This is a genomic window from Nostoc sp. UHCC 0252, assembly GCF_034931145.1.
Taxonomy (GTDB): domain Bacteria; phylum Cyanobacteriota; class Cyanobacteriia; order Cyanobacteriales; family Nostocaceae; genus Nostoc.
In genome coordinates, this window is sequence record NZ_JAYGHE010000024.1 from 8,535 (window position 1) to 25,067 (window position 16,533).

The 16,533-nt window shown below is 40.8% G+C and carries 10 protein-coding genes; 6 read left to right on the forward strand and 4 right to left on the reverse strand.

What is annotated here, in order from left to right; all coding sequences use genetic code 11:
- Window positions 1-68: 68 nt before the first annotated feature.
- From VB732_RS15530 to VB732_RS15540, 3 genes are all read right to left on the reverse strand, one after another.
- Entirely contained in the window at window positions 69-2,069 is a 2,001-nt protein-coding gene (locus VB732_RS15530; protein WP_323231769.1) for a nitrate ABC transporter ATP-binding protein, read from the reverse strand.
- Window positions 2,070-2,222: 153 nt separating this feature from the next.
- On the reverse strand, window positions 2,223-3,062 hold the full coding sequence (ntrB, locus tag VB732_RS15535; protein WP_323231770.1) for a nitrate ABC transporter permease: 840 nt from the start codon (window positions 3,060-3,062) through the stop codon (window positions 2,223-2,225).
- 82 nt (window positions 3,063-3,144) lie between these two features.
- Entirely contained in the window at window positions 3,145-4,527 is a 1,383-nt protein-coding gene (locus VB732_RS15540; RefSeq protein WP_323231771.1) for a CmpA/NrtA family ABC transporter substrate-binding protein, read from the reverse strand.
- A 1,077-nt stretch (window positions 4,528-5,604) separates the two neighbouring features.
- Between VB732_RS15540 and VB732_RS15545 the strand changes: the two genes are divergently transcribed.
- Window positions 5,605-6,918 carry a hypothetical protein gene (locus VB732_RS15545; protein ID WP_323231772.1) on the forward strand — a complete coding sequence of 438 codons (1,314 nt, stop codon included), beginning with the start codon at window positions 5,605-5,607 and terminating at the stop codon, window positions 6,916-6,918.
- A gap of 121 nt (window positions 6,919-7,039) precedes the next feature.
- On the opposite strand, the gene VB732_RS15550 is transcribed toward VB732_RS15545, so the two are convergent.
- Window positions 7,040-7,864: an amino acid ABC transporter substrate-binding protein gene (locus tag VB732_RS15550; RefSeq protein WP_416235753.1), complete on the reverse strand. Its 825-nt coding sequence runs from the start codon at window positions 7,862-7,864 to the stop codon at window positions 7,040-7,042.
- Window positions 7,865-8,319: 455 nt separating this feature from the next.
- Between VB732_RS15550 and VB732_RS15555 the strand changes: the two genes are divergently transcribed.
- The 5 genes from VB732_RS15555 to VB732_RS15575 all read left to right on the forward strand — a co-directional run bounded on the left by VB732_RS15555 (window position 8,320) and on the right by VB732_RS15575 (window position 16,503).
- The gene (locus VB732_RS15555) at window positions 8,320-8,676 is read left to right on the forward strand and encodes a hypothetical protein (RefSeq protein WP_323231774.1); all 357 of its coding nucleotides are present in this window, start codon (window positions 8,320-8,322) and stop codon (window positions 8,674-8,676) included.
- A 96-nt stretch (window positions 8,677-8,772) separates the two neighbouring features.
- Window positions 8,773-9,795: a spore photoproduct lyase family protein gene (locus VB732_RS15560; RefSeq protein WP_323231826.1), complete on the forward strand. Its 1,023-nt coding sequence runs from the start codon at window positions 8,773-8,775 to the stop codon at window positions 9,793-9,795.
- A 208-nt stretch (window positions 9,796-10,003) separates the two neighbouring features.
- The gene (locus tag VB732_RS15565; RefSeq protein WP_323231775.1) at window positions 10,004-11,563 is read left to right on the forward strand and encodes a cytochrome P450; all 1,560 of its coding nucleotides are present in this window, start codon (window positions 10,004-10,006) and stop codon (window positions 11,561-11,563) included.
- 335 nt (window positions 11,564-11,898) lie between these two features.
- Window positions 11,899-12,819, forward strand: a complete 921-nt coding sequence (locus tag VB732_RS15570; RefSeq protein WP_323231776.1) for a ParB/RepB/Spo0J family partition protein — start codon at window positions 11,899-11,901, stop codon at window positions 12,817-12,819.
- Window positions 12,820-13,446: 627 nt separating this feature from the next.
- Entirely contained in the window at window positions 13,447-16,503 is a 3,057-nt protein-coding gene (locus VB732_RS15575) for a peptidase domain-containing ABC transporter (protein ID WP_323231777.1), read from the forward strand.
- Window positions 16,504-16,533 lie beyond the last annotated feature (30 nt).

Sequence of the window (16,533 nt, forward strand, 5' to 3'; positions counted from 1 at the left end):
TTAATGGAGTTCAAAGACTCGCGCGTGATTGCTTTACTTCTTCACTCCCTCTTTCTCTCACAATTTTTTTATGACGCTAGTCTCCTTCTTGGTGCATCAAGAACAACTTCCGCAATTGAAAAATCACGTTTAATTTTCAAGTTGTTGAGATAAGCGATCGGATCATCGGCGTTAAAGGGAGTACCATCAAACAGTTTGATCGGTTGGCGAATATAGCTAATATCCAAACCTAATTCTCGTGCGGCGGTGCTAAAAACACGCACTTGACAAACCCGTTCTACAACTTCTACCCAATTTCTGGGGAAGGGAGTATCACCCCAACGCGCCAATTGACTCATAATCCAAATTTGTTCGGTGCGACTGGGGCGGTTGATCGCAGACTCAGAATAAAACTGGTGATGGGCATAGTCACGCAACGGATGGTCTAAGTCACAGGTGAGACTATCTGGATCTTCGAGTTGAATGTATTCTAAATCAGTGCTGACATAATCTCGCCCTGCTAAAATTTGCCGAATTTCTTGGGTATTTTCGGGATTTGCACAATACACGCAAGCTTCTAACAAAGCTTTCGTTAAGGCAATATGGGTATTTGGATAATTTTCTGCCCAATCTTCCCGCACACCAAGAACTTTACCTGGGTGTCCCAGCCAAACTTCTAAGTCGGTAGCGATGGTAAAGCCGACATTTTCCACAGCAGCGCGGTAGTTCCAAGGTTCGCCTACGCAGTAACCATCAATACTTCCAGCTTTTAGGTCGGCTACCATCTGCGCTGGCGGAATGGTTTTCATATCCACATCGCTATCGGGGTCAATTCCACCAGCCGCTAGCCAGTAACGCAGCAGCAGGTTGTGCATTGATGCGGCATGTACTACTCCCATTGTGTGCCTTTGTTCACGGGTGCGAAGCAGGTATCTTTTGAAATCTGATAAGGTTTGCACACCTTCGTCGTAAAAGTGTTTTGCCAGGGTGATGGCGTTACCGTTGCGAGTCATGGTAAGGGCAGTGACAACAGGCAGAGGTTGGTTATTATGTCCTCCCAAAGTTAACCACATCGGCATCCCTGAAGGCATTTGCGCCGCATCTAAATAACCGCCACTGATGCCATCTTCTATACCCCGCCAGCTACTTTCCCGCACAAGGTTAACTTCATCTAAACCATGTTTGAGAAAGAAGCCTTTTTCTTTAGCAACTGCTAAGGGGGCGCAAGCTGTCAGAGGTAAAAAGCCAATTTCTAGGTTAACTTTTTCTAATCCATGACGGGCAACGTCGGCAGTTTTCCGCGCCCGAATTTTCTTGATCCGTTTCTGCTGATTGAGGAAGTAAATCATCTCACTCCGCAAGCTGTAGTAGCTGGGATGTTCTACTACTTCCATCCGCTTCCGGGGTCTGGGAATATCCACTTCTAAAATGTCGCCGATTTTCGATTCGGGGCCGTTAGTTAACATCACGATTCTGTCAGATAACAGTACCGCTTCATCGACATCATGTGTAACCATCACGGCGGTAACTTGATTTTCTTCGCAGATTTGCATGAGTTGTTCTTGCAAATTGCCGCGAGTGAGTGCATCCAATGCACCAAAGGGTTCATCTAATAGTAGCAACTTAGGGCGAATCGCTAAGGCGCGGGCGATCGCAACTCGCTGCTTTTGTCCACCTGATAACATTCCCGGTTGTTTGTCAGCATGGGGACGCAAACCTACCATATTTATATGTTTTTCGATAATGGCGTTGCGTTCATCTGCGGGTGAACCTTTCATTACTGAGTCCACAGCGAGGGCAATATTTTCTCTTACCGTCCGCCAAGGTAACAAGGAATAATTTTGGAAAACCACCATCCTGTCTGGGCCGGGTTTGGTAATTTTTTGTCCTTCTAAGGTGACAATCCCCTCAGTAGGCAAATCCAAACCCGCAATCATATTTAATAGAGTGGATTTGCCGCAACCGGAGTGACCAATAAGAGAAACGAATTCTCCTTTTTTAATTTGGAGGTCGATTCCTTTAAGGGCGATATATTTGCCACCACCAGTTAATTCAAAAACTTTGTCAATTTGATCAACAGCTACGAACATAAGAGTTAAAAGTTAAGAGTGAGGAGTGAGGAGTGAGGAGTTGAAAGTTAAGAGTGAGGAGTGAGGAGTTGGAAGTTAAGAGTTGGAAGTTGATAGTTAAAAGTTGGGAGTTAGAACTTTTTCAATTCCTAACTCCTAACTCCTAACTCCTAACTATTTTTGCTCTGTTGGTAAAATCTTGTTTTGCAGCCAACCCATTGCTTTATCTAGAAGCAACCCAACAACACCGATGTAAACTAGAGCTAAAATTACTTCACTGACGTTGTTATTTTGATATGCATCCCAGATAAAGAAGCCGATTCCAACAATACCGGACATGACGATTTCGGCGGCGATAATCGCTAGCCAAGCTAAACCGATCGCAATTCTCAAACCGGTAAAGATGTAGGGTAATGCCGCAGGAATCAAAATGTTAGTGAAATATTCTTTGCGGCTAAGTTGGAGAACTTTGGCGACGTTGTTGTAATCTTGGGGAATTTGGGTAACGCCAACAGCAGTGTTAATTAAGATGGGCCAAATAGCGGTGATGAAAATTACGAATAAGGCTGCGGGTTCGTTTTGTCGTAAAGCTGCTAAAGAAATTGGAACCCAAGCTAGAGGTGGTACTGTCCGCAGTAGTTGAAAGATGGGGTCTAATGCTTTGGACATGGTTTTATTAACCCCAATCAAAATGCCTAAGCCAATACCAGCGATCGCAGCTAGGGTATAACTGATAGCAACCCGTTGCAGGCTGGCGAGAATCTGCCAAAATAGACCTTTGTCAATGCCACCTCGGTCATAAAATGGCCAGAAAATGAGAACCCAAGTATCTTGAATAACTTGTATTGGCCCTGGTAATGTTGCGCCGGGAGTCCAAGCGAATAATTGCCAGAGAATCAGGAAGATTGCGATCGCGATCGTTGGTGGTATCAGGTCAGGAAATTGCTTTTTTAAGCTGGATATAAAGCCATTATTCAATCTAGGACTTGCAGGGCGTTTTTGGGCGAGTGTCATGATGTTGTATTCTCCGCAAATTTTATTTTTTATTTGTCCTAGACGCGATGAATCGCGTCTCTACAAGAGTGTAATCGTGTCTCTAAATACTGACTTTTTTGATTTTCAAACTCTTCAAATATTCTTCTGGCTTTTCGGGGTCAAATTTGATGCCATCAAAAAACTCTTCTACACCACGGGATGTATTTGTAGGAATATCAGCAGCAGCAATCCCAGCTTCTTTGGCAGCTTCTCTCCAGATATCTTCGCGGTTAACTCTGTTAATAAGTTCCTTAGCCTTAGCAGCATTATTGGTAATGTAATCTTTTGGTAAGAATCCCCAGCGAACGTTTTCAACTATGAACCATAAATCGTGACTCTTATATGGATAAGAAACATTACCTTTTTCATCTTTCCAGTAAAAAGCAGCCATTGATTTATCGTCAATTTTGCGACCATCACCCATGTCATACTTACCTTGGTATGGCTCAGTCAGAATTTCCGGTGAAGAAAGGTTGAAATAATTTCGTCCAGCCAAAATCTGAGCCGCTTCTTTGCGGTTGTCAAAATTATCTAACCATTGCTGCGCTTCCATAATTCCTTTTAAAATTGCTTTGGTAGCCTTGGGATTTTTATCAACCCAATCGCCTCTCATGGCAAGATATTCTTCAGGATGATCCTTCCAAATTTCTGCGGTTAATGCTGCTACATAGCCAATTTTTTCTTGAACAAGGCGATAAGGCCAGGGGTCGCCTGTACTAAAGGCATCCATTGTTCCTGTTTTCATGTTGGCGACAGTTTGCGCCGCAGGTACTGTGAGCAGTTTGACATCTGCATCTGGATCTAAGCCGCCTGCTGCTAACCAATAGCGAATCCACAAATCTTGGTTGACGTGGGGAAAGGTAAATGCGGCGGTGAAGGGTGTTGAAGATTTTAATTCCTTAACCAAAGACTTAGCGCTGGCGAGTTGTAGATTAATACCTTTGCCTTCATGCTTGTTTGCGATCGCAATTCCATTTCCATGTGTATTTAATTGACATAAAACATACATGGGAATTTTTTGATTGCCTTTGGTTATTAAACCTTCTGCAATTAAATGTGGCATTGGCATCTGCCATTGACCGCCATCTATACCACCACCCGCAGAACCAATTTCTACGTTGTCTCTAGCTGAACCCCAAGAAGCTTGTTTGGAAAGGTCAACATTAGTCATCCCATACTTTGCAAAAAAGCCTTTTTCTTTAGCAATAATTAAAGGAGCCGCTTCTACAATCGGGATATATCCTAACTTAACTGTAGTAGTTTCTGGTTTTTGTTCGGGACTAATATTAGCGACCGTTTGAGCAGTTGGTTGTGCTTGAGTGCTTCCACCAGTCAGGCTGTCAGGCGGATTACCCAAGCAGCCTTTGAGCAATACAGCACCCGCAGATGCTCCGGCTGTAAAAATGAATTTGCGACGGGAAACTTGATTAAAAAATTCTGTCATAATATCTCCTTTGAAAGTAAATTTTATTTTTTATAGCTATGACAATTTAGGCAAAAAACGTTATGTTTATCGCGTTACTAATGTTTGTCAAGCTATTTTTGGCAAAGTAACCGCAGCCATTCCATTAATGACGCGGCTACCTATATAAAAACTCGGTTAATTTATTGGCTCTGTTCTGGTGTGATGCAGAGGTGTCATTTACCTTGTTGAAATCAGTTTACAGCCTTTAATATCAAATTGGTTAACTCGGAGTCTCGAATTATTAAACAAATATTAGATTGGATGTATAAGTAAAAGTTTATCTATTTTCCTTAGCTATAGGAATAATTTTAAATATATAAATTTTTATTTATGGAGACCATTATGTTTGCATTATGCTTTTCTGCGTTTGCTTATTTTTTAAATCAATTTCAGTCGATATTTGTTACATATAAGTTTTTATTTATAATTACTATAATATTGAAATTATGATTTAGTACCACACAGTTGCCCTAGCAACGTATTTATAGCAATCCTAAATGAGTCGTGATATAGATAAGGAAACAAACCGCAAAGAACGCCAAGAACGCAAAGGGAAGAAAGAAGAAAAAGATATATAATTTTCACAAATGATTTAGGACTGCTATATATAGCGGTTCCCATTCAGATGCGGTACAAAATTATATCGCAAGGTGTAGGGGCACAGCAGTGCTCATTGGTGTCAACTTAAGCTCAAATGCTTATTCCACAGGCGTTTTACCCCCCTTAATCCCCCCTTGTCAAGGGGGGAAAAAAGAAATCTAGTTCCCTCCCCTTTATAAGGGGAGGGTTAGGGTGGGGTGACGCGGATAGTGATGGGAAGCCAGAGGACTGAACATCACGTTTTGACAAGGGTTTCACGTTAAGTTGACACGTATGAGCAGTGCTGTGCCCTTAAGATCATCCGCACCTCACCAAGCCGCAATCGTCTGTATATGTTTCAAGATTTTAAGCAAGCGGAAGAGGTATTGTTTTTTAGACAAGTTTTTTAATATACGGAATGACTCAAGTACGGTTACACTACCGACAGATTAATTACTGTTGGTGGAATACCGAGCGATGTATAAAAATGTTAAAAGATTTACCGTTATTTTGTTGCTGGTTTTTCTGTTGATTGTCTCTATCAACTTTGCGGCAATTGCTCAAGATAGTTCAGAAGGCCCTGCTGTAAATTTTGCATCGCGTCAAATATGTTCAGTGCCTCCTAGCCTGAGAACTCAACAAGTTATTGCCGACAATGGACGCAACCAAGTTAAAATGGGCGATCGCATCAGGGTAAGAGTTGAAGGATTATCAGCAGCTATTAGAGGTACAACGACTAATGCCAGCAATGTATTTGATCCTCGGCAATTAGTATTGTACCTCGATGGCTATGAACTAGAGGATGTCCACGGAGAACCAGTAATTGTAATGGTTCCGGGTAAAGATCAACAGAAAATTGTTGATGATAATTGGTTAGCCTTTCGACTTGAACGTACCGATTCGTCCGAAGCTGCATGGAATGCCCTGCTTGGCAGAGGAAATAGATATAGTATTAACGTGATACCAGGGGTAGGCTGTCCCAGAAAACTGGCGATTCCGGTGAGCGATCCTTTATCACCTCCTCAATTAGAAATAGTTCTGTTTTCGTGGCGATTTTGGCTGTGTCTGTTTCTACTGATAGCTATTGTATTAATATTTATTAGGTATTGCCGCAGTACTCTTCGTAGCCCTGGAATAGAAGGGGTTTACTCTCAAAAAGAGGTGATTAGTGGTCAGGAACTGTTGATACCAGAAAAGGCTGATATTAAGAATAAAAATCGGGAAAGCCGAATTGCTCAATTTTTCCTTGGTAGAAAAAAACTAAACAGAAACCCCTTCAGTTTATCGATATCTCAACTTGCTTTTTGGACATTTCTAATTTTTGGCGCTTATCTGATTATCTACGGCATAACAGGAGATTATACGAATGTTTTGACAGAACAATCACTAATATTATTAGGAATCAATTCTATAACTGCCTTTGGTAGTTCCTTAGTTGATGGGCATGGTAATGAAAGGAAGAGAAAAGGCAGTCAACGCATTTCCGAGGGATTTTTCTACGATATATTATCTGATATTAATGGAGTCAACTTTCATCGGTTCCAAACATTTATTTGGACAGTTGCGATCGGACTATTCTTTGTTTGGGAGGTAATTAAAAATCTGGCAATGCCGGAATTTGATGAAACACTTCTGACACTACAAGGAATTAGTGCCGCCACATATCTAGGGCTTAGAGGGCAGGAACATCACGGGATGACAACAAGGGTAGAATCTACTACATCCCAGGAAGATAGCGTATATGAACAACCACTTCCAACAGAAGAAGAGAATCCACCGGAAAGCCATTGATGAATCTATTCCATTCATAAAATCACGAAAAATATCACATAAGCGCCTAACGCACTGCTACATAAAACGGTGCGTTAGGCTAAAGCCGTAACACACCCTACTTTTGTAATGATTCTACAGCCTACAAATCTTTCCGGGGAATCTCTTCGTGAAACTCTATCATCAATTGCATGGTTTCCACAGCTAAATCACGTAAGTCCCGATTTAAAAATACAACACCTTGAGAACCAAACCAACGGTCAAAAATTGCAACATATTTGGGGTTATCGTTGACAAATCCTTGCATAAACTTGACGAGAGAATAGTTCACTGAATCGAGGAATTTAGAGTTATTCTCAGGAACCATGCAAGCAATTCCTTCTCGTGAATAGGGGCGAGGAGGTGCGATCGCAAAACTATCTTGATTTTTTGCTGTTTGTAGCCATCCCTCTATAATAATGCTATCGGATGCAAAAGCGTCAATTTTACCTTGTTCTATAGCAGCAAATCCTTCTGCTCTAGTCTTAAAATATACAAGTTTGGCTTGGGGTTGGATCTCCTTGATAGCTTGTTCGTTGGTAGTTCCAGCCAGTACACCCACACGCTTGTTAATGAGAGATTGAGGGGAACCTAAATTGCTGTCCTTCTTAATTAAAATTTGAGTACCTGTTACACCATAGCTGATTGAAAAATCAACCTTTTTATCTCGCTCCCAAGTAAAGCTACTAGCATCACAGACAATATCCACTTGTCGGTTAATTATCTTAGGAATTCTTTCTGCTGGGCTAACTGCAACTAATTTAATTTGAATTTTTTTGCCTAATTCTTTCTCTAATTGCTTCTGGATCAAACTCAGCATATCTACAGAATAACCAATCAATTTTCCTTGATTGTCAGCATAAGCAAAGGGTAAAGCATCTCTACTTGTACCAGCTGTTAATACTCCTGTCCGTGCTACTTTTTGCATCACAGTCTCTGCCCCTGCAACACCAGGTACGAATGCTGGTAATATCAAACTGAATATCACAGGCGCAATACTTCTATATACCTTCGACTTAGTAAAAGCAGGTAAACACGAAAAATTTATTTTACTATTAACAAACATATTCAAGTCTTTAGGTACACAATCAAAGTAAAAAAATTATCTCCGTCAATTAGCAATTAAGCAGTTATAGAAATGATTCTTCACAATCTTAAAACAGAAATAATATAACCTTGGCTACTTTCATTATTTTTTCGATTGTTCTGAATAAACAGCAACCATCACCCGCACTGCTGTGCCCCTACCTGTGTATTTCATTACCTGAAAAACGCTGTATAACTACTACTCTTAATTGGGTAGAACCCGTATGGACTATGGTTTTAAGTCACTTTTGGAGATTTTATAATATAAGTAAGACTTAAAAATTAGCCTTCAATTATATGAAAATCCTCTCATCAGAGCTAGTCCATCTGGGATTTGGGAAATATGTGCGTTCTGACCAAGTAACGGCAGTTATACCAATAGAAGAAGAACGAGGCCCTGGCCGACGGACTTTTGTTCACATTCAAGGGCAAAACGATCCAATTATCGCCTCTCGCGCTGAAGATACCATCGTGCGTGATTTAGTACAAGAGCCACGCGAAGTTACCCAAGCGCGTCAGCAGCAGGAAATTCTTCAAGATTTATTGGTAAATCTAGGTAATGTTAATTCGACTGTGCGGAGAATTAGCCGTGATGAAGGCACTTTGGATCTTGATTTGTTAGAGCGACGACTTAAGCAAGTTCTTGAAAATTAATTGCAGAAGTCAGCAAACTAAAGACGGAGAACGATATTGCTGAATACAATTACAGACCACGTTTCAGAGACGCAAACAAGGCCAGCAAGGTTGTGGATACCTGAACGGGTAATGTTTACACCTGCTGCCCTAGATGAGGTTTGGGGGCAGCAAATTCTTGCACGTGTGCAGTCACTCAACTTACCAATTGAAGAATTATCACAGAATCGTCTGAAGGGGCTGCGCGGTGAGTCTGAGCGGGATACTTACAACATCGCCAAGCGTACCTTAGCTGTGGTTACTGCACCACCGAGTTCTTTTAAACTTAGTCCCATCCCACCTTCTGCGGATTGGCAGTTTCACCTTGCTGAAGGTTGTCCCGCTCATTGCCAATACTGCTACCTAGCTGGTAGCTTATCAGGGCCACCTGTCATTCGCGTTTTTGCTAACTTACCGCAGATATTAGAGAATTTAGCTAACTACGAACAACAGGGTAAAAACACGAGTTTTGAAGTTAGCTGTTACACAGACCCTTTGGGTATTGAGCATCTAACTGGAAGCCTCGCTGAATGTATCCGTTACTTTGGCACTCGTAGTAATGCACATTTACGTTGGGTATCGAAGTTTGATGCTGTGGATGGATTATTAAACTTACCACACAATGGGCATACCCGTTGTCGGATCAGTGTTAATGCAGCACCGATTTCTGGCAGGTTTGAAGGTGGTACAGCATCGGTAACATCCAGATTGAATGCATTGCGACGGTTAGCGCTACCATTAGAGCGTGGCGGGGGCGGTTATCCTGTAGGCTTGGTAATCGCGCCAATTATGCCGATAGATGATTGGGAGATGCACTATAGTTCTTTGTTCGATCAAATCAGCAAGGCACTGGATTTTGACTGTAGTTTAACCTTTGAGTTAATCTCGCATCGGTTTACACCAGGGTCAAAAGAAGTTTTACAAACTTGGTATCCGCAATCAAAATTAGAGATGGATGAGGCAAAACGCAGTGTCAAGCGAAATAAGTTTGGTGGGACGAAGTACGTTTACGATAAGGATACAATGAAAGCGTTGCGTTGCTTTTTTGAGAGTGAGATTAGTAGGCGCTTTCCCAAAGCTGAAATTCTTTATTGGACTTAAGTAGATCACTTCGCTCAAAAACAGTTTGAGCAAATTTTAGCAAATTAATTATTGGGCAAGATTGGGCAAGAGAGCGATCGCATCCTCCCCTGCCCCCTATCCCCTACCTCCTACCTCCTGCCCCCTGCCCCCTGCCCCCTGCCCCCTAAATGATAAGTCTTTAGCCAGACACGATATAATTTCTTTTTTGCAGGACAAAGGCGGATTCATGTTCCAAGATATCACTGCTCAGATTGCTTATTCTTCCTCATTCCCATATTTAGCCACAGCCTTAAGTGTTACTAGCATAGCGGGAACAATTGGGTGGCGCTGGTGGAAACAAAAGAATACATATAAATCGCTACAATCACTCCCTTCTCCTCCCAAACACTGGCTATTAGGAAATATTCCTCAAATATTAGCAGCAGTAAAACAAAAGAAATTTTTCAAATTATTATTTGATTGGAGTCAAGAGCTAGGGCCAATGTATGTTCTGTGGAATGGCAGCTATCCAGTTGTTGTTTTAAGTAAACCAAAAGTTATCGAAGATACAATTATCAATGGAATGAGAGATGGTAGCTTAATAAGGACTAAGCGATTGCGTCAAGCTTGGAACGATATAAATGGTTCTATTATGATAGGAGAAACCGCGACTGAGTGGCAGTGGCGACGCAAAGCTTGGAACCCAGAATTCAGTTCTAGCAATCTCTCAAAATATGTAGAATTTATTAGCCAAGCCTGCGAACAAGTAATTGAGACACTTAAAGAAGCAGAGCCATCAAAAGAAGTTCAGGTAGATCCTCTGTTTGTAGAACTAACAATGAGGGTAATTTCTTGTCTAGTACTAGGCATTCCTGTGGATAAAAACAGTACTAGTCCTGAAGGGCCACCTTTGGAAGTTGTCAAAGTGTATGAAGCGATGTCTATTGTCGGCTATCGGTTCCTACGACAAGCTACTGGTGAGAAGATGTGGATGAAATATTTACCAACTAAAAACTCACGAGATTATTGGACAGCAAGGCAATATTTCAAAGAATTTCTAACTCCCCGTGTAGACTTAGCTTTACGGATAAGAGAACAAAATAATACCGATTTACCACAGGTAAGTCCTTTGTTCCGAGAGTCAATGTTAATCAAAATTGCTGCCAAAGAACTAAAATACGATCGCAAAACATTAATAGCAGAATCTGTTGAACTCTTAATAGCTGGTACTGACACAACAGCCCATACTTTATCTTTTGCAGTAGGAGAGTTGAGCTTAAATCAAAGGGTTTTTCAACAAGCACGGGATACCGTTGACCAAGCTTGGAAAAGCCAAGGCACTATTAATGCAGAAAACCTTAAAGAATTGGGTTATATTCGCGCAATTATCAAGGAGACACTGCGCCTTTATTCAGTCGCTTCCGGCTCGACTTCATTGCAGACTCAACGCGACACTGTAATTGAGGGGAAAGTGATTCCTCGCGGTACAGGAGTATCTTGGTCAATGCTTGCTGCTGGAAGAGATCCAGAAATCTATGCTAATCCCGATGAATTTCTGCCGGAACGTTGGTTAGACAAGAGTAAGGATAGTTTATTGCCAATGATAGACTTTGGCTCAGGGCCTCATCGTTGCTTGGGAGAGCATTTATCAATGCTGGAAGCAAGTATGATGCTAGCATTATTGATTTACAATTTTGACTGGGAGTTAGTTAACGGTCGTTCTTCTTTGGAAGAGTTACAGCAAAATCTGTTAATTTATCCGTCCGATAAAATGCCAGTGCGCTTTCGGTTGAGAAAGTGGGATTGAAGGAAGCAGAATAAATTCTGAAAAAACTGAATTAGTTATTATTTTGACAAACATTACATTAGTTAGTTGTTGAATTTACTGTGTATAAAACAGAATTTATCAGTCAGGATGAGGGTTATAAATTCATCCGACTGACAGCTAAGTAATCATTAAGTAATATTACTTATAATCCTCATAAGTTCTTCACATTTATGCTTTATTTTCAAGTATATAAATAGATAAACTAGCTAGACAAATCTGAATTCATTGAAGAAGAATCCCGAATCAATCTTCTGGTGGCGGGTTTGAATCTCATAGCTATCCAGAATTTATTACTGAAACTTTAGGAAAATATAATGTTAGCAGAAACATTTAACCAAGTAGCGTCAAAACCTAGAATTGATACTAAATATAGTAGTTTTTCTTACCAATCACCTACTACAGTTCCAATTGACAAAATCCAATTACCCCTCAAGCAACCACGTCGTTACTTTGACCCAAACAAGCTTACTCAACTGATACAGTCAATTAAACAACACGGCATCTTAGAGCCTGTGCTAGTTCGTCCACTGGATAATGGAGAATATGAGTTGGTCGCTGGTGAGCGACGCATAAGAGCCGCTCACGTTGTTGGGTTAGTTGAAGTACCTATCGTCTTGCGTGAGTTAGATGATAAACAAGCCTTGCAAGTTGCACTCATGGAAAACTTACAAAGAGAAGACCTGAATCCAGTTGAAGAAACTGAGGCAGTTCTAGATATACTTGCGCTATCTCTGGAAATAGAGACAAATGAAGTTGTTTCCCTCTTACACCGTTCTTTCAACGCCAAACAAAGAGGTCAACAACTGAATCAAAATGATCTGATTAAATTAGAGCAGATTGAATCAATTTTATCAGAAATAGGAAAGTTCAATGCCGCCAGTTTTCGCTCTAGCCGCCTTCCTCTACTAAATCTTCCCAGTGATATCCTGTCAGTTCTGCGCCAGGGTGAGATTGAATATACTAAAGCTCAAGCCATTGCACGAGTGAAGCCAGAGGAACTACGCTCTGAACTGCTCAAGATAGCAATTGCTGAAAACTTATCTTTGAGCGAAATCAAAACTAGGGTTAAGAATCTTCAATCGGAATTACAAACTAATCCGAAAAAGATTGTAACTGAGCGGTTTAGTACACTGACCAAGCTTTTACACAAAAAAAGTTCTTTAATTCATACTGAAAATTCTGAGAAAATCACTAAGCTTTTAGATGAATTAGAGAAAGTAATAATCGAAAGTTAACATTTGGTTTTAGGGGCGTACAGATGTACGTCCTTAAAACTAATTTGGGATAGTTGATTTCTTGGAAATCCCTTGTGTGGCGACTTCCTGTAGCAATGCTAATTTTCATATAAAGCCGTGGAAAATTGAACTCGTTCAACAAACACTTGTTTTTATGAAGAGTTGTAAAAAATGCTTGATTTATCTCCCAATAAACCCAGAAAATCAATGATTATAATATCAGTGTTCCTAGCTGTTAAAAAGCGTTCAATAAAGTTTGTATAGCTTGTATTTATAGTTGCTACTGTACAAATAAATCTTCGAAATTTTAGCCTGATTAAGTATTCTAAAATCCGCTCCTCTTGATTTTGCAATTTCAAATTCAGAGGCAAATATGAACATCGGAAATATTTAACCAAATCTTTAAATATCTGCAAACCTATTTGTGGAGAATATTTCTAATTCAATCATTGATTTCAAAGTATTCTTTTATATGCTTTTTATAAAAGGCAAATCTGCATTTTATAAAGCTATTGACTCTCAAAAGGCTTAGAGTTCTCTCACTGAATATCGCAATATCAAATAATACCTTTGATGATTTTTCTAAAATTCAGACCCATAACTAAATTTTGTCTTGGAGGTTAGAAAATGCCAGCAGTGATTTCTGAGCAACATATAGGTGAGAGGCTTTTGCAGACCTTGGATGCAAACCTTTCAGAAAAAGAATTACAAAACTTATTGACCGCAATGGAAATTGTGGAACCACCAGTAGCAAAGCAGTTTTGGCAATCTGCACAGACAAATCCTGGTATCTACATTATCCTTACAGGTAAAGTCCGGCTGTTGGATAGCTCTGAGAATTTCATCACTACCTTTGATGCATGGTCTGTTTTCGGTGAATTAACTTTGTTTCCCGAAGCTAACTTTAGTCCCTATGTAGTCAGAGCTTCGATAAACTTAAAACTTGGCTATTTTAGGCAAGATGTACTGCAAAGTTTGATAGACAAGTATCCTAACATTGGCGATCGCCTTTTCGCCCGTGCAGAACTTTGGGATTTATTGATGTTATGTCGCCAAACCTCACAATTACCGGGTCACACATCACAAGTTTCGGGGATGCTCAAAGCTTTATCACTCTTTGAACGGCATCAGCTAGAAACTGGTTCTATAAGTCCACAAATATCTCAAAATTCCCTGTTGTGGATATTGTACAGAGGCCAACTGCAACATTCTCAAGAGCATTTTTTGACACCAGGGACTATCTCTGCACAACCAAAACAAGGCGATTGGCAAGTAGCACAACCAACAATTGCTTACATCCTGAAAGACTCACATTTGCAAATAGCACTAGAATACTTCCCGGAATTAGCGGAATGGGGATTAGGAACTAGCAACTCGGTATTGCGGACTAGGGAAAAAACTTCTCAATCTCCAAAATCCAAAATTATTCCTTTTCCTCAACGCAAAAAGCAGTCAGAACAACAACCTAAAAAGTCACATTTTTACTTTCCTAGTCCGAAGGTGCAAGTAGGGCATTGGTGGAGACGCATCACCAAGAGTTATCCTTTTTATGCTCAACAAAGCGCTGCTGATTGCGGCTGTGCTTGTTTGGTAATGATTGGAAACTATTGGGGCAAGCGTTTTAGTATCAATCGTCTGCGTGATATGACCAATGTCAGCCGTAGTGGTGCGTCTCTGAAAGCGATCGCAGCAGCAGCAGAAAATCTAGGTTTTGCTACCCGTCCGGTGAAAGCGACTCTTGATAAATTAGCAGAACAACCTTTACCGGCAATTGCCCACTGGGAAGGTAAACACTTTATCGTTGTCTATGAAATTACCAAAAAGCGAGTCATTGTATGTAACCCTGCTGTTGGGCAATGCAGTCTGACAAAAGCTGAATTTCAAGAAGGTTGGAGTGGTTATGCGTTATTACTGCAACCGACAGCGTTATTAAAAAGTACTAAAAACGAAAGTACAAATTTCTGGAAATTTTTTGAGTTAATCAAACCTCATTATCGGACACTGCTAGAAATCTTCGCCGCTTCGGTATTAATCCAATTATTTGGATTGGTAACGCCTGTATTCACTCAATTATTGCTCGATAGAGTTCTTGTACAACGTAGTTTAACAACCTTAAACGCCGTTGGCTTGGGGATGATTATTTTTGGGTTGTTTGGTGTCGCTGTCAACGCTGTACGGCAATATCTGCTATTTCATACAGCTAACCGTATTAGTGTCTCCCTACTAGTAGGTTTTATCAAACATACCTTCCGTTTGCCGCTTTCTTATTTTGAGTCGCGTTTTGTTGGGGATATAGTCTCACGCATCCAAGAAAACCAGAAAATTCAGCGCTTCCTCACCGGTCAGACACTCTCGATTGTGCTGGATATGCTGACATTGGTGGTTTATTTTGCCTTGATGTTCTCCTATAGCTGGCGGATGGCATTATTTGTACTATTTATTATCCCGCCATTTTTTATCTTGGCACTAGCTAGCACAAGTATTTTGCGCCGCATTTCCAGAGAAACTTTTGATGCAGCTAATAAAGAACAAAGCTATCTGATAGAATCCCTCACCGGAATTCGTACCGTCCGCTCATTATCAATTGAACAGACTGTGCGCTGGCGTTGGGAAGAATTGCTGAATAATTTGGTCAAAAAAGCCTTTAATGCCCAGATAATCGGTAATCACCTGCAAATTGCCAGTGGTATTATCCAAACCTTTGTAAATACTGCATTGTTATGGTTTGGAGCAATTCAGGTAATTAATGGCGAACTCACTATTGGACAATTAATTGCTTTCAATATGTTGGTAGGTAACGTATTGAGTCCTTTCCAACGCCTATCTACCTTGTGGAATGAATTGCAGGAAATCGTGATTTCTACCGAACGCATCAATGATGTGTTGGAGGCCGAACCCGAAGAAGACTTAGAAACTAAACCCCGCAAGTCCTTGGGTAAACTGCGCGGTAGCATTAGCTTTCAAAATGTCACCTTTCGTTATCACTCAGAAAGTCAGACTAATGTCTTAGAAAATCTGAATTTTGAAATCCAACCAAAACAGATGGTAGCACTAGTGGGGCGGAGTGGTTCTGGAAAAACAACCCTTAGTAAATTGATTTTGGGTTTATATCCTCCGACAGATGGCAAGGTCATGATTGATGGTGAGGATATTACTGGTATATCGTTGCGATCGCTCCGTTCTCAAATCGGCGTTGTCGATCAAGATACCTTTCTCTTTGGTGGGACTATTCGAGAAAACATTGCGATCGCTCATCCCAATGCCTCTTTAGAAGAAATTATCCAAGCCGCCATCTATGCGGGAGCCGATGATTTTATTCAAAAACTACCACTGGGTTACGAATCGGAAATTGGTGAAGGCGGCGGTATGCTCTCTGGCGGACAAAGGCAACGTCTAGCGATCGCTCGGGCTTTACTCGGAAACCCTCGGTTATTACTCTTTGATGAAGCCACCAGTCACCTAGATTCCGAATCAGAACGAATTATTCAAAACAACCTGAAAACAATTCTCCAAGGGCGCACAAGTCTAATTATTGCTCATCGCCTCTCTACAGTCCGCAACGCAGACTTAATCTTGGTTTTAGATCGAGGCGTTTTAGTAGAAAGCGGTACTCACGACGACTTAATCGCTAAAAAAGGTCATTATTACTACCTCAATCAACAACAACTGGCTCAAGTTAGTTGATCGGGCATTGATCCAGATCACTTTTATCAG